Origin of the sequence: Pseudomonas sp. 10S4 (assembly GCF_034344865.1) — a bacterium.
In the GTDB taxonomy this organism is placed as follows: Bacteria; Pseudomonadota; Gammaproteobacteria; order Pseudomonadales; family Pseudomonadaceae; genus Aquipseudomonas.
The window spans coordinates 4,810,091-4,836,221 of sequence record NZ_CP133774.1 but is presented as its reverse complement, the minus strand read 5'-3'; the positions used below and the strand labels follow the sequence as shown (position 1 = coordinate 4,836,221).

The following is a 26,131-nucleotide window of genomic DNA, read 5'->3' as shown; positions in this document are numbered from 1 at the left end:
GCGCAAACAGAAAAGCTCAATACTGATCCCCGGTGGGAGCGGGCTTGCTCGCGAAAGCGGTGTGACATTCAACGATGATGTTGAATGTGATGACCCCTTCGCGAGCAAGCCCGCTCCCACAGTGGTTTTGTGTCGCTCACAAATCGCCGAGTCTTATCGAGCGGCGGGCTTGATCCCCTGAGGGTGGAATCTGCTACTGTCTTTGCACTTCGCATCGAAGAAAGCGTTCACACCCATGACCAATCAAACGCCTGATCCTCAAGCCGTCTGCGCGCCAATCACTAGAAGCGCGATTTTCATCGTGGCCACATTGGCCCCCGGCAACGATGCCGCTGAAAAAGTCCGAGGCTGGTGCGGCGATATCGCCGCCCTCACCCGCTCCGTCGGCAAACGCGTGCCTACCGGTTACTTGTCCTGTGTCTGCGGTTTTGGTTCCAGTGCCTGGGACACTTTGTTTGGCGGCCCGCGCCCGGCTGCACTGCACGCCTTTCGCGAATTCGGCGAGGAGGGTCGTCATGCGCCGGCTACGCCAGGGGACATTTTGCTGCACATACGTGCGGACCAGATGGACCTGTGTTTTGAGCTGGCCACACAGCTGCTTTCAGCCCTAGGCGATGCAGTGTCGGTGGTCGATGAGGTCCAGGGTTTCCGCTATTTCGACATGCGCAGCATCATCGGTTTTGTCGACGGCACGGAGAATCCGGATGATCGGCACATGGCCGAGTTCACCATCATCAGTGATGAAGATTCCGAGTTTGCTGGTGGCAGTTATGTGCTGGTGCAGAAGTACCTGCACAAGATGAGCGCGTGGAACGCGTTATCCGTCGAAGCTCAGGAACGCATTATCGGACGTACGAAACTGTCCGATATCGAACTCGGCGATTCGGTCAAACCGACCAATTCACACAGCGCGTTGACGACCATCACCAAGGACGGCCAGGAAGTGAAAATCCTGCGCGACAACATGCCGTTCGGCCGGCCAGGCGCTGGGGAATTCGGCACTTACTTTATCGGCTATGCCCGTTCGCCAGAGCCCATTGAGCTGATGCTTGAGAACATGTTTGTCGGCCGCCCCGCCGGCAACTATGACCGTTTGCTGGATTTCAGCACGGCGGTGACGGGCGGTTTGTTCTTTGTGCCTTCGGCGGACTTGCTTGAAGAGTTGGCGGATCGCGCGCCTTAACAGTTAAGGCGCATAACCTGTGGGAGCGGGCTTGCTCGCGAAGGCGGTGTGTCATTCAGCGATTGTGTTTACTGACCCGCCACCTTCGCGAGCAAGCCCGCTCCCACAGGGGTTGTGGTGTGTCGTGTCACTCTTTATAGGCCGTATCACTACGCTCCAACTGCCGAATCAAAGCATTCCAATGCCGCGCCACACCCGGCCCATCACCACTTTTGAACACCTCAGCCTGCTTCTCGACCTTGGCCACCACCTCGGCCGGCGGAAAGATCAACTCGGCATTGCCGCCAGCCTGCGCGGCGATCTGAATGTTGCAGGCACGCTCCAGACCGTGCAGTTGCTGGAACGCGTGTTCGACGCTGACACCCGCCGTCAACAGCCCGTGGTTACGCAGGATCAACACACTTTTGTCCCCCAGATCCGCCACCAGTCGCTCACGCTCGTCCAGGTCCAGGGCGATGCCTTCGTAACCGTGATAAGCCACGCGCCCGGAAAAACCGATGGAATGCTGGGAGATCGGCAACAGCCCGTCGCGCTGCGCCGAGACCGCGATGCCGTCGCGGGTGTGGGTATGCAGGACGGCTTGCAGGTCGGGACGCGCGCCGTGAATAGCGCTGTGAATCACATAACCGGCGTAGTTGATGCCCAGGCCGGTCGGGTCGTCGACGATGGTGCCATCGATGTCGACCTTGACCAGGTCTGGAGGCGCTGATTTCATCGAACAACAGCCCGAAGGCGTTGATCAGGAAATGTTCCTCCGGCCCCGGTACCCGTGCGGAAAAGTGCGTGTAGATGTGATCGGTCCACTTGAACAAGGCAGCCAACCGATAAGCCGCCGCCAGTTTGACCCGCACTTCCCATTCTTCGGGGGTGACGCGCTGGCGGACGTTTTTCGAGACGCTGGATAACGGGCTGACGCTGCTCATGGCAAAACTTCCTGGATGGCCTTAAGGATCTCCAGTCAGCCTATGGCAAGCCAAAAAATAATAAAAAGCACATTTTAATCTAAGCTAATTATTATTTTTTTTATGTCTTCAAGCACCCGTCATGCCGCACTCTTGATCTTCTGCAGCGAGCCGGCAACCAGTTTGCCAAAGGCATCGACCGGCCCTTGCAGGTTGCCGAGGAAGCGCGGGTAGATCAGCCACAGGTCCATCACTGGTTTGAAATCCTTGAGCGGCACCACCGCCAACTGCTCGAAATGCGCACTGCGTTCCAGCAACGGACGCGGTACCAGCCCGAGACCGAGGCCGTCGGCCACCAGGCCCAACTGCAATTCGGTACCAAAGGTCTCCAGGTTGACGCGCAACGCCAGCCCCTGATCTGACAGGGTGCGTTGCAACCCGGCGCGGAAGCCACAGCCGTCGGGATTCAGAATCCAGCCGCTCTGGTAAACGTCGGCCAGTTTGCACGCACGCTTAGGCACTTGCGCCTTGGCGCAGACCACCACCAGTTCCATCTTGCCAATGGACTCACCAACGATGTTGTCCGGGAAAATCTTGCCCGCCGGGAACAGCGCAGCCGCCGCGTCGAGTTCACCACGTTCGATCTTGCCGACCAATTGACTGCCCCAGCCCGTCGCCACTTGGGCGCGCAATTCCGGATACTCGACGCGCAAATGCTTGAGCGCATCGAGCAGCACCACATCACCAATGGTTTGCGGGACGCCCAGGCGCAGTAGCCCGGTGGGCGGCGCGTCGGTGGCAACGAGTTCGCGCAGCGCGTCCATCTCCCGCAGGATCAAACGGCACTGTTCATACACTCGAGTTCCGATCAAAGTGGGCTTGAGCGGCTTGGTGTTGCGGTCGAACAACTCCACGCCCAACGCCTGCTCAAAGTTTTGCACGCGCCGCGTAATGGCCGGCTGAGTCAGCTGCAACGACTCCGCCGCATGGCTGATGGACTGGCAACGAATCACCTCGACGAAGGCATCGATATCATCAATTTTCATTTGGCCCGCACATAGAGAACAGTCAATAAGATGTCTGAAAAGCATAGTTCGATTGTTGGAATCTGGATAGCCCGAAGCGCTTCAGCGTCTCTATCGATAACGTCTAACGCTATTCAATCGGGTTCTAAATTCCTTTCAGCTATAACCTAATCATTAAAAGCTAGCATATTAATAACGATCATTATGCTTAGATAATCACAACAACTTTCGAAACGAACGATGGAATTGCCATGACCCAGGCCCGACACCCGGAGAGACTCAGAGCATTCATAGGCGCCCTGGCGGAATTGATCGACAGTAATCCGCGCGAAGGCGACCTGCTGCATCGTGGCGGCAAGCTGCTTGGCCAGTTGGTCAGCCATGACGACTGGCTGCCGGAAGACTTCGCCCAACCCGACCCCGAGCGTTATCAGCAATTTCTGTTGCATGCCGATTCACGGCAGCGTTTCAGCGTCGTCAGTTTTGTCTGGGGGCCGGGGCAACGCACGCCGATCCATGATCATCGGGTCTGGGGCCTGATCGGCATGTTGCGTGGCGCGGAATATTCCCAGGGTTTCGCCCGCCATACCGACGGCACGTTGCTACCCGAGGGCAACCGGATTCAATTGCTGCCGGGCCAGGTCGAAGCCGTGTCACCGAAGATTGGCGACATTCATCAGGTCAGCAACGCCTTTGAAGATCAGGTCTCCATCAGCATCCATGTCTACGGCGCCAATATCGGTGCGGTGCGCCGCGCGGTGTATCAGCCTGATGGCAGCGAAAAGCTCTTTATCTCCGGTTATTCCAACGCCTTTCTCCCCAACATCTGGGATCTGTCTAAAGAGAGCCAAGCATTATGAGCCACCCACTGACCCGCTCCTTCGCCGAGATTCGCAAGGCGCTGCTGAACAAACAAGAACTGGCCCTGGTGGATGTGCGCGAAGAAGCGCCTTTCGCCGAGGCGCACCCATTGTTCGCGGCGAATATTCCGTTGTCGAAACTTGAGCTGGAGGTGTATTCGCGGATTCCACGGCTCGATACCTCGGTGACGGTCTACGACAATGGCGAAGGCCTGGCGCAAGTCGCCGCTGAACGCCTGCGAGGGCTCGGCTACGTCAATGTCAGCTTATTGGAAGGTGGTCTCGACGGTTGGCGTCGTGCCGGTGGCGAGCTGTTTATCGACGTCAACGTGCCAAGCAAAGCCTTCGGCGAACTGGTGGAAAGCCAACGCCATACGCCATCCCTGGCGGCGGAAGAGGTGCAAGCGCTGCTCGACAGCGAGGCCGACGTGGTGGTGCTCGACGCCCGGCGTTTCGACGAATACCAGACCATGAGCATTCCCACCGGCATCAGCGTACCGGGGGCGGAACTGGTGTTGCGCGCTCGCGAACTGGCGCCGGACCCGGCAACGCGGATCATCGTCAACTGCGCCGGACGCACCCGCAGCATCATCGGCACGCAGTCGTTGATCAACTCAGGGATTGCCAACCCGGTTTCAGCCCTGCGCAACGGCACCATCGGCTGGACCCTGGCCGGTCAGACGCTGCAACACGGCCAGTCCCGCCGGTTCGCCCCGACCAGCGAGGAACATCGTCACATCGCCGCCCAGGATGCCCGTCGCGTTGCCGACAAAGCCTTGGTCGGTCGCGCAACCCTGGCGGATCTTCAGCGCTGGCAGCAGGAGTCGACCCGTAGCACTTATCTGTTCGACGTCCGCACGCCGGAAGAATTTGAAACTGGCCACCTGCCTACCGCCCGCTCGACACCCGGCGGCCAACTGGTGCAGGAAACCGACCACTTCGCTCAGTGTCCGCGGTGCGCGTTTGGTGCTGGTGGATGACGATGGCGTGCGCGCCAACATGTCGGCATCCTGGCTCTCACAACTGGGTTGGGAGGTGCATGTGCTGGATGACGTACAGCCTGCGCATTTCAGCGAAAAAGGTGCCTGGCAGGCGCCGGTTCCTGCACCGCAGCAGGCCGAAGAAATCAGCGTCGAAACCCTGGTCGAATGGCTTACCCACGGCGACAGCGTGGTGCTGGATTTCACCAGCAGCGCCAACTACGTCAAACGCCATATCCCCGGCGCGTGGTGGGCGCTGCGCGGGCAATTGAGCGAAGCGCTGGCCAAAATACCTGCCGCTCAACGCTACGTACTGACCTGCGGCAGCAGCCAGTTGGCACGGCTGGCCGTCGCCGACGTCGAGGCCTTGACCGACAAACCGGTGTTCCTGCTCAAGGGCGGCACCGCCAGTTGGATCGCGGCGCAATTTCCGCTGGAGGATGGCGAAACCCATCTGGCTTCACCGCGCATCGACCGCTATCGCCGCCCGTACGAAGGCACCGATAGCCCGCGCGAAGCGATGCAAGCCTATCTGGATTGGGAATATGGTTTGGTGGCGCAACTGGCCAGCGACGCCACGCACGGCTTTTTTGTGATCTAAGCAACCGTATAGATGCCAGCTTCACACTAAACCTGTGGCGAGGGAGCTTGCTCCCGCTTGAGTGCGCAGCGCTCACAAGCATTTTGGGGCCGCTGCGCAGCCAGCGGGAGCAAGCTCCCTCGCCACAGGTTCTCGCCTGACTAAAGCCCCAATTAAATGCATTTATTTTATATTGATTAATTTGATAATCAGCTTACTTAATAATTAGCATATAACCAGAAAGACTTTCCCATCAGATTTTTATAGATATAACGTCAATCTCAGACCGACCCCTTCTCCAGGCGGAGGCCACACGAACCCGCCTGGAGCTTGTCATGTCACTCAAACCGCTGTTGTTGAGCCTCTTCTGCACCCTGGGTTTCACCGCCGCCAGCTACGCGGCCGACCTGCAACCGCTGTTGGTGGCCAATCAAAAGTCCACGATCAAGGTGCTGCTGGAAGTCTCCGGCGAACTGAAAGATGCGCCCTACGAGATCCAGTTCTCCGAGTTTCCCGCCGCAGCACCATTAGGCGAAGCATTGAACGCTGGCGCGGTGGACATCGGCGCCCTCGGTGATGCGCCTTACGTGTTCGCCCTCGGCGCCGGTGCGCCGCTCAAAGTCGTCAGCATCGTGCACGCCGAGGGTCGTTACACCACAGCCATCCTCGCGCCAAAAGATTCGCCGCTGAACACCGCCAGCGACCTCAAGGGCAAACGGATCGTCACCACCCGCGGTTCCATCGGCCACTTCCTGGCGATCAAAGCCTTGCGCAGCGTCGGTTTGAGCACTGCCGACGTGCAGTTCATTTACCTGCTGCCGAGCGAGTCGCGAATCCTGCTGGATAACGGCAGCGCCGACGCCTGGTCGACCTGGGACCCTTACACCACGATTTCCACCACTCAGAGTCAGGCCAAGGTGTTGGTCAGCGGCGACACCTTGCTGACCAACCATTTGTACTTCGCCGCCACCCGCCAGGCCATCGAAAGCAAACGCCCGCAACTCGACGATTTCGTCGCTCGGGTTGATCGCGCCTACCGCTGGACCAACAGCCACCCTGAGGAATATGCCGCCGCCCAGGCCAAGGTCACCGGCCTGCCACTGGCCGTGCATCTCGCCGTGGCCAAAGGCACGCACATGCAACCGGTGGTGATTGACGACACGGTGATCAGCGGCCTGCAAACCACCGCAGACATCTATCAGCAGGAAGGCATCCTCACCCAACACATCGACGTCTCCCAAGGCTTCGACAAGAGTTTCAACGCCCTGCGTGCCCCTATCAGCCAGGCATCGCGCTAATTCAGGAGTAGAACCATGAGCAAACAACGCCAACTGAAATTCGGTGCGATGGTCCATGGCGTCGGCCATGGCTGGGGCGAATGGCGCCACCCGCAGGCCCTGGCCAACGCCAGCGTGAACTTCGACTTTTATAAGCAGCAGACCCAACTGGCCGAAGGGGCGAAGTTCGACTTCGTGTTTATCGCTGACAGCCTGCACATCCACGAGAAGTCGAGCCCGCATTACCTCAACCGCTTCGAGCCACTGACCATCCTTTCGGCACTGGCCGCGACCACCCGCCATATCGGCCTGGTGGCGACCGTCACCGTCAGCTACACCGAACCGTTCCAGGTCGCCCGTCAGTTCGCCTCGCTGGACCACATCAGCGGTGGGCGCGCCGGCTGGAACGTGGTGACTTCCTGGCTCAGCGGCACCGCCGATAATTTCGGCAAGGCCGAGCACCCGCCCCACGCCGTGCGCTACCGCATCGCCAAGGAGCATCTGAATGTGGTCAAGGGTTTGTGGGATTCCTGGGAAGACGATGCCTTCGCTTACAACAAGCAAAGCGGCGAGTTTTTCACCCCCGGCAAATTGCATGCGCTGGAACACAAGGGTGAATTTTTCTCGGTGAAAGGCCCGCTCAACATCGCCCGCTCGCAGCAAGGTCAGCCGGTGATTTTCCAGGCCGGCACCTCGGAGGCCGGTCGCAATTTCGCTGCTGAAAACTCCGATGCGATTTTCGTCAGCCCCGAAACCTTCGACGAAGCCCGCGCCTACTATCAAGACCTGAAACAACGCGCCAGCGGCTTTGGCCGGGACGCCCGGAAGCTGTCGATCCTGCCGGGCATCCGCCCGATCGTTGGCCGCGATGAAGCGGAAGTTGAAAGCCGCTATCAGCAAGCGGTGGAACTGGTGAGCATCGAGGATGCGATTGTCGCCCTCGGCCGGCCATTCAACGACCATGATTTCAGCCAGTACCCATTGGATGCACCGTTCCCCGAGCTGGGTGATTTGGGGTCCAACAGTCAGAAAGGTGGGTCGGACCGGATCAAACAATTGGCCAAGGACGAAGGCCTGACCCTGCGTCAGGTCGCCCTGCGCTTCTCGCGGCCACGGCGCGATTTCGTCGGCACACCCGAACAGGTCGCCGACGCCCTTCAGACCTGGTTCGAAGCCGGCGCCGCCGATGGTTTCATCATCAATTCACTGTTACCCGATGGCCTGCAATATTTCACTGAACTGGTGGTGCCGGTGCTGCAACAGCGGGGGCTGTTTCGTGACGAGTACAGCGGCAACACCCTGCGCGACAACCTCGGCCTCGACGTTCCCGCCAACCGTCACGCGACCACACAAACTCAGGAAAAAAGCGAGGCGCTGGCATGAGCGAATCCCTGAACAGCTTGCTCGCGGACTTGCACGCGCAACGCCTGGCAACTTGGGAACCAGCAGCCCTGCAAGTCAACATCGATCAGCGTCAACGCCTGGTAAATGAAGCTCGGGTCGAGGACTTCGTCAATGCCGGTGATTCGCTCGAGCCCTTCACATTGTTAAAGGTCGAAGGTGGCAGCCTGAGCCGTGACGAATTGCTCGCCAACGGTCCGGCCGTGCTGATTTTCTTCCGCTTCGCCGGCTGCCCGGCCTGCAACATCGCCCTGCCCTATTATCAGCGTCGGCTCTATCCGCAACTGCACGCGCTCGGGGTTCCGTTGGTAGCGGTCAGTCCGCAAGTGCCGGAGCGTCTGATAGAAATCAAGACCCGGCACAACCTCGAACTTCAGGTTGCCAGCGACCCGGACAATCAACTCGGCCGGCGCCTGGGCATTCTCTACAGCTTCGATGAAGCCTCGCGCAATGCCTCACTGGCCAAGGGCAATGGCATCGGCGAAACCACCGGCACTGGCACCTGGGAATTGCCGCAGCCGACGTTAGTAGTCATCGCTCGGGACGGCACCGTGGCTTTCGCCGAGGTCAGCCCGGACTGGCTGGTGCGCACCGAAGCCGACCCGGTGTTGCGCGCTGTTGAACAACTGCTCGGGCAAACGCCCTTACAACTCGCTATCTGAAAGAGCCTGACCATGACGAAAAACATCACCCAGGGGCAGTTCAATCGTCGCGGCTTTCTGACGGCCAGTTCGATTGCCGTCGGGGCGCTGGGGCTTTCCTCTCTCGGATTGACCTCGCGCGCGTTCGCGCAAAACACTCAACTGTCGGACCTGACCTTGGGGGTCGCCACCTACCGCGGCCAGGAATCGTATTTCACCGACGACGCCGGCACATCCAACCGCCCTTACAAAGTCGACTATGCGGAATTTGCCGGCGGCAACCTGATCGTCGAAGCGCTGGCTTCGGGCAGCCTGGACATCGGCTCCATGAGCGAGATCCCGCCGATTTTCTCGATCCAGAGCCATCGCCAGCCACGACTGATCGCTGTGATTCAGGGCGATGTGAACAATCAGGTGTTCCTGATTCCAAAGGACTCAACCATCGAATCCGTCGAGCAGTTGCGCGGCAAACGGGTCGGTTATGTGCGCTCCACCACCTCGCACTATTTTCTGATCAAGGCCTTGAAGGAACAGGGCCTGACCATGAAGGACATCACTGCGGTGGCACTGACGCCGCAGGACGGTTTCAGTGCCTTCCAGAGCGGCCAGCTCGATGCGTGGGTGATTTACGGGGTGTTTATCCAGTTGGCGAAATTCCGCAGCGGCGCCCGGGTCTTGAAAACCGCTGAGGGTTATTTGTCCGGCAACTACTTGATGGCCGCGCGCCCCGCCGCCCTCGAAGACCCGCTGCGCAAACAGGCGATTCAGGACTACTTGCAGCGCACGGCGCGCACGCTGGAGTGGATCAACAACAACCCCGAACCTTGGGCTGCCAAATCGGCGCAATTGTTGGGTGTCGACAAAGCGGTGTTTCTCGACATGTACAACAGCCGCAGCCAGCCGTGGAAAGTCCTCGAAGTGGACGACCAGGCGATTGCCTCGCAGCAGGAGGTTGCGGATTTGTTCTTCGATGCGGGGGTTTTGACTGAGCGGCTGGATGTCAGTCCGTTGTGGGACAAAAACTTCCGACTATTGCCGCTATGAACTGGATCCCTGTGGCGAGGAGCTTGCTCCCGCTCGGCTGCGAAGCAGTCGTAAATCCAGGCGCCCCGGTATGACGGGAGAATGCAGGGGGCCGCTTCGCGACCCAGCGGGAGCAAGCTCCCTCGCCACAGTTGATTGCGTTGGCACACCTCTTGGCTCTTACCTTCTGATCGAGTGAATTCACCATGAGTCTTTCTTCTCAACACCCGCCCTTGCTGCGTTCAGTCGAAGCGGCCAATTTCGAAGCACTGCTGGAAACCATCGGCGCGCAACTCGGCACCACGGCGCACCGGTATGACGAAAGCGGTGCCTTCCCCCATGACAACTTCAAGCTGCTGCATGAGCACGGTCTGGTCGCACTGACGGTGCCCAAAGCCCTCGGCGGTGGCGGCGCGAGTCTGGTTCAGGCCCGCAAGGCGATCAACGCCATCGCCAAGGGGGAACCGTCGACCGCGTTGATTCTGGTGATGCAGTACCTCCAGCACACACGCCTGCAAGACAGTAAAAACTGGCCTGAAGCGCTACGCCTGCAAGTGGCGCAAGACGCCGTCGAGCAAGGCGCGTTGATCAACGCCCTGCGGGTCGAGCCTGACCTCGGCACCCCGGCCCGTGGCGGTTTGCCGGCGACTGTCGCCCGGCGCACTGCGGCGGGTTGGCGGATCAGCGGCCGAAAAATCTACTCCACCGGCAGTCATGGCCTGACCTGGTTCAGCGTCTGGGCGCGCAGTACCGATGAAGACCCGCTGGTCGGCGCCTGGCTGGTGCACAAGGACACGCCCGGCATCAGCATCATCGAAGATTGGGACCACCTCGGCATGCGCGCGACGTGCAGCCATGAAGTGGTGTTCGACAACGTGCTGGTGCCGCTGGATCACGCGGTCAGTGTCAGCCCCTGGAGCGCGCCGCAACCCGAGCTCGATGGCGATGGTTTTCTGTGGATGTCGGTGTTGCTTTCATCGGTCTACGACGGCGTTGCACAAGCCGCGCGAGAATGGTTTGTAGGCTGGCTGGAACAACGCAAACCGTCCAACCTCGGCGCAGCGCTGTCGACCCTGCCGCGCTTTCAGGAAACCGTCGGGCACATCGACACGCTGTTGTTCGCCAACCGTAGCCTGCTGGATACCGCAGCCGAGGGACGCACGCCGGCGAGTCATGCTGCGCAACTGAAATACCTGGTGACCGGCAACGCCATTCGCGCCGTCGAGCTGGCCATTGAAGCGTCCGGTAACCCCGGCCTGTCACGCCACAATCCACTGCAACGGCATTACCGCGATGTACTGTGCAGTCGCGTTCACACACCGCAAAACGATGCCGTGCTGCAAGGCGTCGGCAAAGCTGTTTTCGCCCAGCGCCAGCAAAAGGAACGCCCATGAGCCAGCTTGTGATTGCCAGCCAACTGGATGAAGACTTCAACGAGGTGATCCGCCAACGCCTCACGCAATCGCACCCCGACGCCCAAGTGATTGGCGTGCCGGCCGGCGTGCCCAGCGACCTGCCGACTGAGGTCAGTATTCTGCTGGCGCGGCCGATCAATGTGCGCGGCTATCTGGCGCCAAACACGCCTCCACCGGGTTGGCCTTATGGGTTGAAGTGGATTCAGGTGGTGTCTTCCGGCATCGACTTCTACCCCCAATGGCTGTTCAACGGCCCGCCGGTGAGTACGTCCCGAGGTAGCGCCGCTGAGAATATCGCCGAATTCGCCCTGGCGGCGATCTTCGCCGCCGCCAAGCGCCTGCCGGACATTTGGGTACATGACGCGCAATGGAACTTCACAGCACTGACACCGCTGAAGGGCACTACGCTGGGGATTCTTGGCTTCGGCGCGATTGGCCGCAGCCTGGCGGCCAAGGCCCACGCACTGGGCATCAACGTGCTGGCGTTGCGTCAGAGTCAGACGCCATTCGAGGTTGAAGGTGTCGAGGCCGCGCGGGATATCCATGATCTGTTTGCCCGCGCCGATCACTTGGTGCTGGCGGCGCCACTGACCAGTGCGACACGGCATATCGTCAACAGCGCGGTGCTCGCCAGTGCCAAGCCTGGCCTGCACCTAATCAACATCGCCCGCGGTGGTTTGCTGGACCATGGAGCGTTGCTTGAGGCGCTGGACAGCGGAGCGATCGGACTGGCCTCGCTGGACGTTACCGAACCCGAACCGCTGCCCGACGGGCACCCGCTCTATGTTCATCCGAGGGTTCGCCTGTCGCCGCATACCTCAGCGATTTCCAGCAACAGTCGACACGAAATTGCCGACAGTTTCCTGGCCAATCTTGAGCGGTTCCTTAACGGGTTGGCGCCGGAGAATCTGGCGAACGTACAGCGCGGGTATTAAGACCAGACACAAATACAATTGTGAAAGCTCCCCCGCACCTGTGGCGAGGGAGCTTGCCCCGCTGGGGCGCGAAGCGGCCCCAAAATTTGCTATGACATTCCCTCAGGCACACCGCATTTACCCGCATTGCGACCGCTGCGCAGCCGAGCGGGAGCAAGCTCCCTCGCCACAAATACTCTCTCGCTCACAACATCAGCTTTACGCATCTCTACACAGCCAATAAATACCTATATTTTATAATTAACTTATAACTAATCGGACTTTTACAGCACCGTATTATACAAATATTGTTACAACCATCACCGACCCCTGACCAGGTGGAGGCCCACGGAACTGCACGTTTTTCCGGCCGACACCACTCCACGGTCAACTGCCACACCCAAACCCGAAACCGGCTCAAGCCCCCCGCCGCCATGGCTTTCGAATCATGGCCCCGGCAACGCTTTGCCCAAAAAAAACATAACAACGCCAACGCAACATCTACACACCTGGGGTTCACCATGCACAACACCTTCACAGCAAACCGTCTGACGCTGGCCGTATCGCTGGCCCTGTTCGGCTTGTCGGCCCACGCCGAAGAAAACACCAAGGATGGTGCCCTCCCCGTTGTAACAGTCACCGCCGAACACCACGCAGAGGACTTGCAAAAGACCCCGCTGGCAATCTCTGCGTTCGACGAAAAAGCCCTTGAAGACAAGCAGATCAAAAGCGTCCGCGACCTCTCCGGGCAAGTGCCGAACCTGACGCTCAGCCGTCAGTCGATCTCCTACAGCGCGCAGACCTACGGCATTCGTGGCATCGGCGAGACCGATCCGATCCAGGAATCCGCCGTCGCGGTGTACGCCGATGATTTGTACATCCCGCGGGCGATTTCCTCGATGCTCGACTTCAACGACGTCGAGCGCGTGGAAGTGTTGCGCGGCCCCCAAGGCACGCTCTACGGACGCAACAGCAGCGCCGGCGCGATTCGCGTGATCACCCGCGACCCGACCCAGGAAACCCGTGGTTTCTTCGAGCTCGGTGCCGGCAACTACAACGCCCAGAACGAGCGCTTCCTGATCAGCGGCCCGCTGGTGGACAACGCGTTGTTCGGGAGTTTTTCAGCCATTCACCTGACCCGCGACGGCACTGTCTCCGACCCGACGCGCGACAAGGATGTGAACAACGTTGATATCCAGTCCTACCGCGGCAAGTTGCGCTTCAACCCGATCGATTCACCATGGGATGTGCAACTGACCCTGGCCGGCACCTTTGACCGTGGCGACACCACCAGCTACACACCCTTTGATGCCAACGGCCACTTCGACAAATTCAAGAGCTACAGCAGCCTCGACCCGAAGAACCGTCTCGATCAGGGCAGCTCAATACTGCGTGCGATCTATTCGATCAACGACCACCTGAACTTCAAATCGGTGACCGCCTATTCGGCGTTCAACCAGCCGGTGGACTATGACAACTCGGGGCAGGCAGCCCTGATTCAGCAAAACCTGATCACCTACAAGCAGGACTACGCCACCCAGGAATTCCAGCTCAACGGCGACTACGACAAGTTCAGCTTCAGCACCGGCCTGTACCTGTACCGCGAGAAGTTCGAAGCCGATCGCGACAACCTCACCTATTCGGTTGCGCGCAACCAAGTGATCGGCCAGGGCCAATACAGCACGACCAACACCGAGAGCTACGCGCTGTATGGCCAGGGCAGTTACAAACTCACGCCACAGCTGTCGCTGATCGCCGGGCTGCGCTTTACCCGCGAACACAAGAACTTCGACTACACCAACTACGCGATCAACACCGATCGGCAGATCACCGGGACCAACTTCACTGCCGAGTCGAGCAAGTCGTGGCAGTCCACCAGCCCGAAAATCGGCTTCGAATACGCCTGGACCCCGCATCTGAATCAGTACGCCTACGTCGCCAAAGGCTTCAAGGCTGGCGGCTACGACAACCGTGCGCCGACCCAGGCCGCTGCCGAACAAGCGTTCTCACCGGAAGACGTGACCACCTGGGAAACCGGCTTCAAGGGTGACTTCTTCGACCAACGCCTGCGGGCCAACGTCGCGCTGTTCTACAACGACTACAAGGACCTGCAAACCAACGCCTACGACCCGGCGCTGGGCGTGAGCCTGCGGACCAACGTCGGTCGGGCCCACACCTACGGCGTCGAGCTGGAAACCCTGACCGCACTGACCCGCGACCTGCAACTGACCGCTAACGTCGGCTACCTGCAAAGCAAGTACGACGACTTCGAAAATGCCAGCGGCGCCGGTGTCGATGCCAACGGCAAACAGTTGGTGTTCTCACCACGCTGGAACGCCAGCGTCGGCCTCAACTACACCATCCCGGCCGGGCTGCCCGGCACCTTGCTGGCGGGCACCGATGCGCAGTTCCAGACCAAGTCCTACGCCAACGCGCTGAACGACGACATCCAGGAAATTCCGACACAAACCTTCTGGAACGCCAACACCCGCTACATCTCCAGCGACGGTCACTGGACCACCACGCTGGCGGTGAAAAACCTGCTCGACCGCGCCTACCCGCAATCGGTCGGCTTCGTGCCGTCCAGTGGCGCTCGCTACTACTCGATCAACGACCCGCGAACCCTGTTGTTGTCGCTGCGCTACGACCTCTGACCCCCGAAAACATCGACGCATCTCTCAACGGACGCGAATCCCCCGTAGGAGCTGCCGAACGCGGCCCGAGCCTTCGGCAGCTCCTACAGGTAGTCCGCGTCAGTTTGCGAGGCATGACTTCAAGGAGCTAAACCATGGCTTTCACCCGCAGAGAAATGATTACCCGCATCGCCGCCGTCGGCGGCTATAGTGCCGCGGTCAGCGCCCTCGGCGCGCTGGGACTCACCCCTCAGGCAATGGCCGCCACCTTCACCCCGCTGCAACTGGGCAGCAGTGGTAAAGGTAAAAACGTGGTGGTGGTCGGTGCCGGGATTTCCGGCCTGGTCAGTGCCTACGAGCTGCGCAAGGCCGGTTTTACAGTGACCATTCTGGAAGCCCGCGAGCGGGTTGGCGGGCGCAACTGGACCCTGCGCCGCGGCACCAAAGTCGATTTCGACGATGGCGTCAGCCAGACCGTCGACTTCGATGAAGGCCACTTCTTCAACGCCGGCCCGGCGCGGATTCCCAGCCATCACCAGACGATCCTCGGCTACTGCCGCGAGTTGGGCGTCGAGTTGCAAGTGCTGGTCAACAGCAGTCGCAATGCACTGGCCTTGCCGGACCCAAACAAACCGGCGTTCCAGTTGCGCCAGGCAGTCAACGACACTCGCGGCCAGTTGTCCGAATTGCTGGCGCGCACTGTCAGCCGCAAAGCCCTCGATCAGGACTTGAGCGTCGATGACCGCCAGGCGCTGCTGAACTTCCTCAAGGTCTATGGCGACCTGAATGCCGACTTCCAATACAAGGGCTCGGTACGCTCGGGTTACACCCGCGTACCGGGTGCCGGCGATCAAACCGGCGTGACCCGGGCGCCGCTGGAGCTGCAAACCCTGCTCAACCCCAAGCTCTGGGGTGCGTTGGTGTTCGATGAAATCCCGGAGTTTTCCTCGACCATGTTCCAGCCGGTCGGCGGCATGGACCGGATTCCCTATGCGTTCTACGACAAGCTAAAGGATGCGGTGCGCTTCAACGCCGAAGTCAGCGACATCCAGACTTCCGAAAACGGCAGCCGCATCACCTACCGGGATCGCAAGACCGGCAAGACCCAAACCCTGAACGCCGATTACGCCGTGGTCACGGTGCCCCTGCCGTTGCTGGCCAAACTGCCGAGCAACTTCAGCCCGCCGTTCAAGCAAGCGATTCTCAGCGCCCAAAGCGACCAAGCGAACAAAGTGGCCTGGCAGTCACCACGCTTCTGGGAAACCGACTTCAACATCTACGGCGGATTGTCTTACCTGGATCATGAAGTCAAAGGTCTGTGGTATCCGAGCGATCGGTTGAACAGCGCCCAGGGGATTCTGGTCGCGGCTTACAACACCAGCGAATCGGCCCAATCCTTCAGCAAAAAAACCATCGCCGAACAGTTTGCCTCCTCGCGGCAAGCCGTCGAACTGCTGCACCCCGGACACAGCGCCAAGCTGCAAAAACCGGTGGCGATCAACTGGGCCAAGGTGCCTTTCAGCAAAGGCCCGTGGATCGTCAACGATGAAGTTGGCGAGAGCGCCTACCAGATCCTCAACGAGCCCCAGGGCCGTACTTACCTGGCCAGCGACGCCCTCGCCCACGGCGGTGTCGGCATCTGGCAGAACAGCGCCGCCGATTCTGCGCGACGCATCGTCGGGCTGATTGGCCGACATGCCGAACGTACCCAATCGGGCGTTGCTGCCTGATGCCAGTCAGTTAAGCGCAAACCATGTGGGAGCGGGCTTGCTCGCTCCCACAGGTTCATCTCCCCTGACTCTTTTCAATTAAAGGACTGAACGATGAAAACCCTTACTTTGCTCACAGGACTGCTCATGACCGCAACCGCCCTCACCAGCCACGCCGACGAGATCAAACGCATCGCCCTGCCCAACTCGAACTTCCCGATTTCGCTGGCAGTGTCGGTGCCGGCGCAAACCGAGCTGCTGTTTGTCAGCGGATTGCTCGCCGACCTGCACGACCCGAAAGCACCGAAGGATTCCTTCGCGGCCTACGGCGATACCGTGACCCAGACCACTTCAATCCTGAACAAACTCAAAGGCGTGTTGCAAAGCCAAGGCCTGGACCTCGGTGACGTGGTGCAACTGCGGGTGTTCCTGGTGGGCGATCCGGCCAAGAGCAACAAGCTCGATTTCGCCGGGTTACAGGAAGGCTATACGCCGTTTTTCGGCAGTACCGCACAACCGAACAAACCGGCACGCACGGCGATTCAGGTCGTGGCCCTGCCGCTGCCCGGCGGTCTGGTGGAAATCGAAGCCGTCGCCGCCCGCAAGAAATGACACGGACATCACCCGACACTCAGGAGCTTCACCCTTATGCGCAACTGCCCAGTACCTGCTTACCGTCCTTTATTACTGCCGCTGTCCTTTGCCTGTAGCCTGACCTCGTTCAGCCTCGAAGCCGCTGAAACCGGGTCGCCGACCCTCGACACCGTTGTCGTCACCGGCAACCGTGGTGCCGAACAACGTACCGTCACCACCAGCCCGACACCCATCGACGTGGTGACCGGCGAACAATTGCGCTCCGTCGGCAAACCCAGCCTGCTGGAAGCGCTGAGCAAATTCATCCCGTCATTCAACCTGCCGGACCGCGCAGGCTGGGATGCCAGCGGCGTGGTGCGCTCGGCAACCCTGCGCGGTTTGACCGCGTCCCATGTGCTGGTGCTGGTCAACGGCAAGCGCCGGCACACCAGCGCGACGTTGAATATCAATGGGATCAACAGCGGTGCAGCACCCAGCGACCTGGATTTGATCCCGGTGGCGTCCATCGACCATATCGAGGTGCTGCGCGACGGTGCGGCGGCGCAATACGGTTCGGATGCGATCGCCGGGGTGATCAACATCATCCTCAAGCAGACCACCGGCGGCAGCTCCGACACAACCCTCGGCCAGGGCTATGACGGCAAACGCGGCACCGGCCAGGAAGCGCTCAATTATGGTTTTCAGGTGGGCGAAGCCGGAGTGCTCAACGTCTCCCTCGACACCCGCTATCAGGAACGTGACAACAAGGCCGGCAGCAACGGCTACAGCGCCCATTACTACCCGCAGGCCGACGGCTCGCCGGACCCGCGCGAGGCCGACGCCAGCCACCACACCTATAAAGGCTACGGCTTGCCCCGCAGCCAATTGGCCGATGCTGGCTATAACCTCGATCTGCCGCTGAACGACGCCGTGACGCTGTATTCGTTCTCGACCCTGGCTACCCGCGAGAACAACGACGGCCAGAACTTCCGCCTGCCCAGCGGACGCAACACCATCACCACCGGCCCTAATGGTTATCCCGACGGTTACAGCCCTTACTGGCTGGTCAACGAAACCGACTTCCAGTCGGCCTTCGGCGCCAAGGGTGACAACTTCGGCGGCTGGGCCTGGGACCTGAGCAGCACCTACGGGCGCAACTACGCCAAACAACGGACTTACGACAACCAGAACCCGTCACTGGGGGAAAACACGCCGAACAAGTTCACCTCTGGCATCTACATCGCAGACCAACTCACCAGTAACCTCGACCTGAAGAAAAGCTACGAGATCGGTCTGGCTAAACCGATGGATGTGGCTTTCGGTTTCGAGCATCGGCGGGAAAGCTACGAGACCCGCGCCGGGTCCGAGGACTCTTATATTGATGGCGGCTACGTGTTCCCGGACGATAGTCCGCGCGCCGGGCAACGTCCTGATCCGGGTGCGCAAGTCACCAACGGCATCACCCCTGAAGATGCGCAGAAAGTCAGCCGCAACAGCGTCGCCAGTTACATCGACCTCGGCTTCTACCCGGTCGAGCAGTGGTACTTCGGCGTCGCCGGGCGTTACGAGCACTACAACGAAGGCATCGGCGGTACGCGCAGCGGGAAACTCAGCACCCGCTACGAGTTCAACCCGCTGTTCTCGGTGCGCGGCAGCGTCAGCAATGGCTTTCGCGCTCCTTCGCTGGCCAACCAGATTTTCACCGCGCGCTCGACCGGGTTCGACACCATCAATGGCGTCTACCAGTCCTACAACTATGTGATCCTGCCGGTGAATTCAGCGGGCGCCCAAGCCCTTGGGGCCCAAGCGTTGAAGCCAGAGCGTTCGACCAACTTCAGCCTCGGTTTCGCACTGACCCCCAGCGAAGACCTGAGCCTGACCGTCGACGGCTACGTGATCAACCTGCGCGATCGGCTGGTGCTCAGCGAACGCTTCCAGGGCCCGGGCGTCGCCAGCCTGCTCGACAGCATCGGCGTGCCGGCCACTGCGGGCGCGCAGTACTTCACCAACGGCGCCAACACCCGCACGTCCGGGGTCGATGTGGTCGGCAACTATCGGCAAAACCTGAACCGCTATGGCACGGTGAAGTGGACCGCGGCGCTGAACTACAACCACACGCAAATCCTCAGCGTGAACGACACGCCGGAGCAATTGACTGCGTTGGGGGGCAACTTTCAACTGATGGGCCGCCAATCCCGGGCGCTGATTACCAAGACCTCGCCAAGCAGCAAGATGATTTTCTCCGCCGATTGGGGCATCAGCGACGTCGACGTCAATCTGCGCCTGACCCGTTACGGCAAATACACCGAGGTCAACAGCTCGAGCGATCCGAGCCTGGACCGCGAGTATTCCGCCAAATGGATTACTGACCTCGACGTGGCGTATGCGCTGACCAAGCAACTGACCGTGGCCGTGGGTGCGCAGAACCTGTTCGACAAATACCCCGACCACATCGGCGTGCCCAATTCTTCGTTCGGCGACAACTGGGGCAGCTACTCACCGTTTGGCTTTACCGGTGGTTACTACTACACCCGCGTGCAATACGCGTTTTGATTGGCAAATCGAAGGCAAAAAAATCCCAGGCAGCTGATGGACGCCTGGGACTTAAAAATGCATAAACCGTGGTGGTGAACGCGGGGCGATATTAACCTACTAAAACACTTTGAAACAATATATTTCTGCGCACCGTTCGGTTAATTAAGAACGTAACCCCTTATATATCAACACTATTTGTGCGGAAATCGATACCGTTGGTCAGTCCTGAGCGATCCATCAAGCAATCGGAATCAGTGGATCGGCAGCCGCCCAAGCTGTTTCACAATTGGCTGCTTGCGGATAAATCCAAACGGTGTTGGGCGTAAGGCCCCGCCGGAGTTCTCCGGACAAGTGGATGAATGGCTGGTTGAGCGCAACGAGAAGAAAAGCGCGGCTGGCACTGAGCAAACGATCCCAGTAACTGACGTTACAGACTAAAAAAAGCAGAAGCCGGAAAATCCGGCTTCTGCTTTTTTCAAAGTCGTTACAGCTTCAGGCCTTACAGGCAGTCACGCACCGCTTTTCTCATCGCCGCGGATTTCGCCCAAGGCGGCCCCTGATACAGCGACACCCGGCTGCCATCCTTCGATTTCACGATATCCAGAATCTCATCCGCCGTGATGATGCTCGGCGCGGTCAGGCGGTAGCCGTTGGAAATGCCTATCTGCGTCGTTTTGGGAATCTGCTCCTGCCACAAAGGCAGCACGCAAGCGAGGTACTCTTTGGGCGGCTTGGCGCTGTATTTGCTGACGTTGGGCTCGCCTGGCACCAGGGACGCAGGCAATGAACATCCCGCCAACATAGCCACCGCTACCCCCGCTATCAACATCCGCATGACGCTTCCTCACCCTGAAAAACGGCGAATGTAGCGCGTAGCCGCTCAGACATCCAGCGAACGATTGGCGAAAGCGACAGAACCGACGCATGCCCTTGCAAACAGCACACTCCACGCCGCAATCGGGACTAATCTTTCGTAGCGGGGATTTTGCAGGAGATCATCATGCGGCTTAACGAATTCGAGCAGGAACTTCAGCGCGACCTACAAAGTGTGGAATCGAATCTGCGCTGGTCGGCGGTAGAACTTTTGCGCCTGGCGGAACAGTTTCGCCTGGCTGGCAACGAAGTGGATGCCCAAGTAGCCCTAAGGCTGCGCGAGGTGCTCCAGGGGGACGAAGAACGACTCAAAAGCTACGCCGATGAAGTGAAGGCGCGGCACATCAGTCGAGCGAAAGCTCACTAACGGGACCACTGCCATGAACAAGCCTCTGTTCGCACTGCTCGCCGTGCTGGCGGCGTCGAGCGGTTGCGGCTCCGATTCACAGGTCTATCGCAACCAGCCGTTGGTCGCCAAGATCGAAAACGGCATGAGCCAGGATCAAGTCCAGCAGATTGGCGGCAAACCGCTGGCCATCACTGATCGCACGGTGGAGCCCGGCACCTGCTTTGACTACAAACTGGTTCAGGCCGGTCATCAACAGCTCTACAACGTCAGTTTCGATGGCGCGGGCAAGGTCGACCACACCAGCTTCATGAGCTGCGCGGAGTGGAGCAATGCCCAACAGAGAGCCAGGGAGCCCTCCCACTCTGTCAGCAGTGGTGGAGGCTACTGAACGATCATCCATGAAAAGCCCCGGCAAAAACCGGGGCTAACCACACTCGATTGACTACTGGCTACGCGCCGGTCGTCTAGACCGCGCCTTATACGCCGGTAAAGACGCCGCAAAGGCCAGTGCCTCTTCCCGACTGGCAAAGGCGCCCAGGCGGTCATCTTTGGTGCATACCCGCCAAGGGCCGTGGTTCACGCTGAGTACGTCGTAACCGTTCATGTGCATCTTGGTCAGCATCTCAATGCTCATCGTCACCTCCATATGGGCTGTGAAAACCCACGATTGAGGCGACTACCTTACACCCGGCCTTTGCCAACGTGCCGACCAGACGTCGCGAGGGCATGGCAGCATCCGGTTGCACTTTCGGCTTGCACGACCACTCCAACCCTTCAAACTCCCGCCGCACGGGCCTCGGCCTGAATATTGCATTTTTATGACTTATTTGTGACAAACGGCAATCAGGTAACACATGAAAGTACGCGCCACCGTTATTTGCGAGCAAGACCGACATGTCCTCCTGGTGCGCAAGCCCCGATGTCGCTGGACCTTGCCTGGCGGAAAGGTCGAGCCAGGGGAAACCAAAGTGGACGCGGCCACGCGAGAGCTGGCGGAAGAAACCGGGCTCGGGGTCGATGGCATGTTGTACCTGATGGAACTGGAAGACGGCAGCACCCGGCACCATGTTTACGAAGCGTCGGTGGTGAACCTGCATGAGGCCCGGCCGCTGAATGAGATTATCGATTGCATGTGGCATCCACTGGATGCCATTCACAACCTGAAAATCAGCGACGCCACGCTGCGCATCGTCAAAGCGTATCAGCGCCGCTTGTAAGGTGGGCTATGCCGTGGCTCACCACCATGACTCCTGTTTGTGTGATGTTTTTAACGAGTCGTGTCAGCCCTGGTCGCCGCCGCCCACCGGCATGATCATGCCGGTAATGTAAGAGGCCTCGTCGCTGGCCAGAAACAAGATAGCGCTTGCCTGCTCATCTAGCGTGCCGTAGCGCTTCATCAAACTGCTGTCGAGGGTTTGGTCGACGATCTGCTGATACCAGACCTTTTCCTCAGCGCTTTGCTCTGTGCTGTTGCGCGGGATAAGTCGCGGCGGTGCTTCGGTTCCACCGGGGGCGGTCGCGTTGACCCGAACCCCGCGACCGGCGGTTTCGAATGCCAGGCAGGCGGTCAGCGCGTTGACCCCACCCTTCGCAGCGCCATAAGGCACGCGATTGACGCTGCGGGTGGCAATGGATGAAACGTTGACGATGGCACCACTCCCTTGCTCAAGCATGAACGGCAGCGCGGCATGACAACACCACAGCGTCGGGAACAGCGAGCGGCGAACTTCGGCTTCGATCTGCTGCGCGTCGTAGTGCTCGAACGGTTTGGCCCAGATCGTCCCGCCGACGTTATTGACCAACACATCCAGGCGCCCGAAACGTTCGACGGCGGCTCGCATCACCCGGCTGCATTCGCTGTAATCCTCAAGATCAGCGGTCAGAGCGAGTACCTGACTGCCCTGCCCCAGTTGTTTTTGGACTTCGAATACCAGCTCCGCGCGATCCACCAGAATCAACTTCGCGCCTTCAGCGGCCATGCGCTCGGCGACGCGCCGACCAATGCCTTGCGCAGCCCCGGTAATCAACGCGACTTTTTCATCAAATCTGTTCATACATACCTCATGACAACGACCCTCTCCCGTAGGAGCTGCCGAAAAATTTATGCCGCGCTGGCAGCAAACTTCTCGTAGTAGAAATTGACCGGCGCAATGCCTTGTTCGCGAATGAACTGACTGACCGCCTCAACCATCGGCGGCGGGCCGCACAGGTAGACATCGACGTCGCCATCGTTCAAATGCCGAGGCTCGATGTGCTGGGTCACATAACCCTTGAGCGGATGCCGGCTATCGGGGTTGGCCACGCAGGCGCTGAAACTGAAGTTCGGAATCCGTGCAGCGAACGCTTCGAGTCGATCCATTTCCACCAGGTCGAAGTCATTGGTCACGCCGTAGATCAGATGCAGCGGTTGCTCGCTGCCCTGCTCCGCGATTTTTTCCAGCATCGCGGTGAACGGCGCCAGCCCGGTGCCGCCGGCAAGCAACAGCAACGGACGGCGGATGTCGCGCAAATAGAAACTGCCCAACGGTCCGGCCAGGGTCATGTTGTCGCCGGCCTTGGCCATGCCGGTGAGGAAGCTGCTCATCAAGCCGCCGGGCACGTTGCGGATCAGGAAACTGACCTCGCCGTCGCGCTGCAACGAGCTGAACGAATAGGCGCGGGTCTGCGCGCTGCCGGGAACCCCGAGGTTCACATACTGCCCCGGCAGGAACGCCAGTTTGTTCAGGGCCTCGCCCTTGATCGACAGCGCGATGGTGCTGTCGGACAACTGGCGCACGGCACTGATGGTCGCTTCAAAACTGGCCTGACGGGTGCGACAGACATCCGACGATACCGGCACCCGCACCACGCAATCGCTCTGGGCGCGCATCTGGCAGGTGAGGACGAAACCTTGCTTGGCTTCATCGGCGCTGAGGGCGTCGTCGATGTATTCCTCGCCCAAATCGTAACGACCGGCCTCGGCGAAGCATTTGCAGGTGCCGCACGCGCCATCGCGGCAATCCAGCGGAATATTGATGCCCTGGCGGTACGCGGCATCGGCCACGGTTTCGTCGGGGTTGGCGTCGATGAAACGGGTGACGCCGTCTTCGAAATTGAATGCGATGGAATGAGTCATGACAGCCGCCTCACAGGTGGTAAACATCGATGACCTGGCGAACGTAATCGTTCTTCAGGACTACTTTCTTGGCCTTGATCAACGGGTTTTCACCGCGCACATCCAAGGTGTAGAAACTGCTGCCGAAATAGCTGTCGACGGTCTTGTAGCGAAAGCTCAGGGTGTGCCAGTTGAAGCGCACTTTGCACAGGCCGTCGGCTTGTTCGAGCAGCTCGATGTTGCTCAGGTTGTGCGAGGTGCGGGTGTCCGGAATGCTCGCACTGGAACGCTCGGTCTTGATGCGGAAGATGCGGTCTTCCAGGCCGGTGCGGTTGCCGTACCAGATCAGCGAGATTTCCCGCTGCGGGTCTTCGGTGAGCTCGTCGTTGTCGTCCCAGGACGGCATCCAAAAGGTGGCGTCCGGGGCGTACAGCTCCAGCCACTCGTCCCACTGTTTGTCGTCGAGGTAGCGGGCCTCACGGTAGAGAAAATCGCGCACGGCCTCATAGGTGATGGTCATTGCACGGCCTCCACGGCGATCAGCTCGGACTGTTCAGCGGCCAAGGCCTTGAGCATCGTCTGCTGCCAATATTTGTGTTGCAGTACGAACAAGCCTTCGTCTTCGGTGCGCACGCCGCTGAGCAGCGGATGCAGGTCGATCTCTTTGGCCGCGTCGTCGGCGCCTTCGATCCAATGCTCGGCACCGCGGGACATGTCATTCCAGGTCGTGACGCTGCCCTGATAACCGGTCTGGCAGGAACGAAACTCCTCCAGATCATCCGGGGTCGCCATGCCGCTGACGTTGAAGAAATCCTCGTACTGCCGAATCCGGCTGGACCGCGCGGTGTCGCTTTCGCCTTTGGGGGCGATGCAGTAGATGGTGATTTCCGTGCGATTGACCGAGATCGGCCGGGCGATGCGTATCTGCGAGCTGAACTGGTCCATCAGGTACACGTTCGGGTACAGGCACAGGTTGCGCGAATTCTCGATCATCCAGTCGGCGCGGGCCTGGCCGAAGTCCTGCGCCAGTTCATCACGACGCTCGTACAACGGACGGTCTTCGGGGTTGGCCCAACGGGTCCAGAGCAGCATGTGGCCCTTGTCGAAGGAATAGAAACCACCGCCCTGCTTGGCCCAACTGCCGGCACTCATGGTCGGATTGCTATCGCCAGCCTCGCGCTGTTTACGCTGGTTTTGGGTGGCCGCGTAGTTCCAGTGCACGGAGCTGACGTGATAGCCGTCAGCACCGTTTTCGGCGGTGAGTTTCCAGTTGCCTTCGTATATATAGCTGGATGAGCCGCGCAGCACTTCCAGGCCATCGGCGGACTGGTCGACAATCATGTCGATGATCTTCGCCGACTCGCCCAAATGCTCCACCAGCGGCACCACATCAGCCTTGAGGCTGCCGAACAGGAAGCCGCGATAGGACTCAAAACGCGCGACTTTGGTCAGGTCGTGGGAGCCTTCGCAATTGAAGCTCGCCGGGTAGCCGGCCGCCGCCGGGTCCTTGACCTTCAGCAGCTTGCCGGAGTTGTTGAAGGTCCAACCGTGGAATGGGCAGGTGTAGGAGCTTTTGTTGCCGGTCTTGTGCCGGCAGAGCATCGCGCCGCGATGGCTACAGGCATTGATAAACGCGTTCAGTTCACCGTCCTTGTTGCGCGCGATAAAGATCGACTGGCGCCCCATGGTGGTGGTGTAGAAATCGTTGATCCTGGGGATCTGGCTTTCGTGGGCCAGGTACAGCCAGTTGCCTTCGAAGAGGTGCTGCATCTCCAGGTCGAACAGCCGTGGGTCGGTGAACATCTCGCGTTTGCAGCGGTAGATGCCGTGGTCTTTGTCGTCTTCAAGCAGGGAGTGAAGGTATTCGGGTCGCAGGGACATGGCCGCCGCCTCCATTGTTTTTATTCAGGCAGGGCCATGCTAGGACGGAGGAATGGGACGGACTATCCGCTGGGTGCAGACCTTTATCCGTTTTGTGCAGCCGACAATGCTTGCTTGATACCTGTCACCTGAGAGCGACGCTGAACCTGTGGCGAGGGGGCTTGCCCCGTTGGGTCGCGCAGCGGCCCCCGGCATTCTCACAGTTTCACCGAGGCGCCTGGATTGACGACTGCTGCGCAGCCGAACGGGCGGTGCGGCGATCCGACAAGCCCCCTCGCCACAG

The 26,131-nt window shown here is 59.8% G+C and carries 22 protein-coding genes and 2 pseudogenes; 16 read left to right on the top strand and 8 right to left on the bottom strand.

What is annotated here, in order from left to right; translation table 11 throughout:
* The first annotated feature begins 235 nt into the window (after positions 1–235).
* The gene (locus tag RHM58_RS22800) at positions 236–1,183 is read left to right on the top strand and encodes a Dyp-type peroxidase (RefSeq protein ID WP_322268267.1); all 948 of its coding nucleotides are present in this window, start codon (positions 236–238) and stop codon (positions 1,181–1,183) included.
* Between the two features lie 127 nt (positions 1,184–1,310).
* On the opposite strand, the pseudogene RHM58_RS22795 reads toward RHM58_RS22800, so the two are convergent.
* Positions 1,311–2,106 (bottom strand): annotated as a pseudogene (locus RHM58_RS22795) (class II aldolase/adducin family protein).
* 119 nt (positions 2,107–2,225) lie between these two features.
* Positions 2,226–3,131 (bottom strand): LysR family transcriptional regulator, encoded by a 906-nt coding sequence (locus tag RHM58_RS22790; RefSeq protein WP_201256466.1) that lies wholly within the window; start codon positions 3,129–3,131, stop codon positions 2,226–2,228.
* A 230-nt stretch (positions 3,132–3,361) separates the two neighbouring features.
* Here RHM58_RS22790 and RHM58_RS22785 point away from each other — a divergent pair, with 230 nt between their 5' ends.
* The 12 genes and pseudogenes from RHM58_RS22785 to RHM58_RS22730 all read left to right on the top strand — a co-directional run bounded on the left by RHM58_RS22785 (position 3,362) and on the right by RHM58_RS22730 (position 19,669).
* Positions 3,362–3,970 (top strand): cysteine dioxygenase, encoded by a 609-nt coding sequence (locus tag RHM58_RS22785; RefSeq protein WP_322268266.1) that lies wholly within the window; start codon positions 3,362–3,364, stop codon positions 3,968–3,970.
* Positions 3,967–5,551: pseudogene (locus RHM58_RS22780) on the top strand (rhodanese homology domain-containing protein). Before RHM58_RS22785 ends, RHM58_RS22780 begins: the two are co-directional and overlap by 4 nt.
* Before the next feature lie 314 nt (positions 5,552–5,865).
* Complete coding sequence (locus RHM58_RS22775) at positions 5,866–6,828, top strand: ABC transporter substrate-binding protein (RefSeq protein WP_322268265.1); 963 nt, start codon at positions 5,866–5,868, stop codon at positions 6,826–6,828.
* Positions 6,829–6,843: 15 nt separating this feature from the next.
* Complete coding sequence (locus RHM58_RS22770) at positions 6,844–8,190, top strand: LLM class flavin-dependent oxidoreductase (protein ID WP_201256462.1); 1,347 nt, start codon at positions 6,844–6,846, stop codon at positions 8,188–8,190.
* A complete protein-coding gene (locus tag RHM58_RS22765; protein WP_201256461.1) occupies positions 8,187–8,870 on the top strand; it encodes a peroxiredoxin-like family protein in 684 nt (227 codons plus the stop codon). The genes RHM58_RS22770 and RHM58_RS22765 overlap by 4 nt, the downstream gene beginning before the upstream one ends.
* A 12-nt stretch (positions 8,871–8,882) precedes the next feature.
* Complete coding sequence (locus RHM58_RS22760) at positions 8,883–9,893, top strand: ABC transporter substrate-binding protein (RefSeq protein WP_201256460.1); 1,011 nt, start codon at positions 8,883–8,885, stop codon at positions 9,891–9,893.
* 185 nt (positions 9,894–10,078) lie between these two features.
* Complete coding sequence (locus RHM58_RS22755; RefSeq protein ID WP_322268264.1) at positions 10,079–11,266, top strand: acyl-CoA dehydrogenase family protein; 1,188 nt, start codon at positions 10,079–10,081, stop codon at positions 11,264–11,266.
* Positions 11,263–12,222, top strand: coding sequence for a D-isomer specific 2-hydroxyacid dehydrogenase family protein (locus tag RHM58_RS22750; protein ID WP_322268263.1), 960 nt, complete (start codon positions 11,263–11,265; stop codon positions 12,220–12,222). The genes RHM58_RS22755 and RHM58_RS22750 overlap by 4 nt, the downstream gene beginning before the upstream one ends.
* Positions 12,223–12,722: 500 nt before the next feature.
* Positions 12,723–14,855 (top strand): TonB-dependent receptor, encoded by a 2,133-nt coding sequence (locus RHM58_RS22745; RefSeq protein WP_201256457.1) that lies wholly within the window; start codon positions 12,723–12,725, stop codon positions 14,853–14,855.
* 134 nt (positions 14,856–14,989) lie between these two features.
* On the top strand, positions 14,990–16,564 hold the full coding sequence (locus RHM58_RS22740) for a flavin monoamine oxidase family protein (RefSeq protein ID WP_201256456.1): 1,575 nt from the start codon (positions 14,990–14,992) through the stop codon (positions 16,562–16,564).
* A gap of 93 nt (positions 16,565–16,657) precedes the next feature.
* Positions 16,658–17,155, top strand: coding sequence for a RidA family protein (locus RHM58_RS22735; RefSeq protein ID WP_322268262.1), 498 nt, complete (start codon positions 16,658–16,660; stop codon positions 17,153–17,155).
* 36 nt (positions 17,156–17,191) lie between these two features.
* Positions 17,192–19,669 (top strand): TonB-dependent receptor plug domain-containing protein, encoded by a 2,478-nt coding sequence (locus tag RHM58_RS22730; protein WP_322268261.1) that lies wholly within the window; start codon positions 17,192–17,194, stop codon positions 19,667–19,669.
* A gap of 481 nt (positions 19,670–20,150) precedes the next feature.
* Here RHM58_RS22730 and RHM58_RS22725 read toward each other — a convergent pair whose 3' ends face one another.
* Complete coding sequence (locus tag RHM58_RS22725) at positions 20,151–20,486, bottom strand: hypothetical protein (RefSeq protein ID WP_201256453.1); 336 nt, start codon at positions 20,484–20,486, stop codon at positions 20,151–20,153.
* A gap of 165 nt (positions 20,487–20,651) precedes the next feature.
* Between RHM58_RS22725 and RHM58_RS22720 the strand changes: the two genes are divergently transcribed.
* A complete protein-coding gene (locus RHM58_RS22720; protein ID WP_322268260.1) occupies positions 20,652–20,891 on the top strand; it encodes a hypothetical protein in 240 nt (79 codons plus the stop codon).
* A 13-nt stretch (positions 20,892–20,904) separates the two neighbouring features.
* Positions 20,905–21,261 carry an osmotically-inducible lipoprotein OsmE gene (osmE, locus tag RHM58_RS22715; protein WP_322268259.1) on the top strand — a complete coding sequence of 119 codons (357 nt, stop codon included), beginning with the start codon at positions 20,905–20,907 and terminating at the stop codon, positions 21,259–21,261.
* A gap of 54 nt (positions 21,262–21,315) precedes the next feature.
* Here osmE and RHM58_RS22710 read toward each other — a convergent pair whose 3' ends face one another.
* Positions 21,316–21,507, bottom strand: a complete 192-nt coding sequence (locus tag RHM58_RS22710) for an SPOR domain-containing protein (RefSeq protein ID WP_201256450.1) — start codon at positions 21,505–21,507, stop codon at positions 21,316–21,318.
* A gap of 220 nt (positions 21,508–21,727) precedes the next feature.
* Between RHM58_RS22710 and RHM58_RS22705 the strand changes: the two genes are divergently transcribed.
* On the top strand, positions 21,728–22,090 hold the full coding sequence (locus tag RHM58_RS22705) for an NUDIX hydrolase (RefSeq protein WP_201256449.1): 363 nt from the start codon (positions 21,728–21,730) through the stop codon (positions 22,088–22,090).
* A gap of 63 nt (positions 22,091–22,153) precedes the next feature.
* Here the strand turns inward: RHM58_RS22705 and RHM58_RS22700 are convergent, their stop codons facing one another.
* Genes RHM58_RS22700 through benA form a run of 4 tightly spaced genes read right to left on the bottom strand, consistent with a single transcriptional unit; the run spans position 22,154 to position 25,848 of the window.
* On the bottom strand, positions 22,154–22,927 hold the full coding sequence (locus RHM58_RS22700) for a 1,6-dihydroxycyclohexa-2,4-diene-1-carboxylate dehydrogenase (RefSeq protein ID WP_322268258.1): 774 nt from the start codon (positions 22,925–22,927) through the stop codon (positions 22,154–22,156).
* 47 nt (positions 22,928–22,974) lie between these two features.
* Positions 22,975–23,988 (bottom strand): benzoate 1,2-dioxygenase electron transfer component BenC, encoded by a 1,014-nt coding sequence (gene benC / locus RHM58_RS22695; protein WP_201256447.1) that lies wholly within the window; start codon positions 23,986–23,988, stop codon positions 22,975–22,977.
* 10 nt (positions 23,989–23,998) lie between these two features.
* Positions 23,999–24,487 carry a benzoate 1,2-dioxygenase small subunit gene (benB, locus tag RHM58_RS22690; protein ID WP_201202789.1) on the bottom strand — a complete coding sequence of 163 codons (489 nt, stop codon included), beginning with the start codon at positions 24,485–24,487 and terminating at the stop codon, positions 23,999–24,001.
* Positions 24,484–25,848: a benzoate 1,2-dioxygenase large subunit gene (gene benA, locus RHM58_RS22685; protein WP_322268257.1), complete on the bottom strand. Its 1,365-nt coding sequence runs from the start codon at positions 25,846–25,848 to the stop codon at positions 24,484–24,486. The genes benB and benA overlap by 4 nt, the downstream gene beginning before the upstream one ends.
* Positions 25,849–26,131 lie beyond the last annotated feature (283 nt).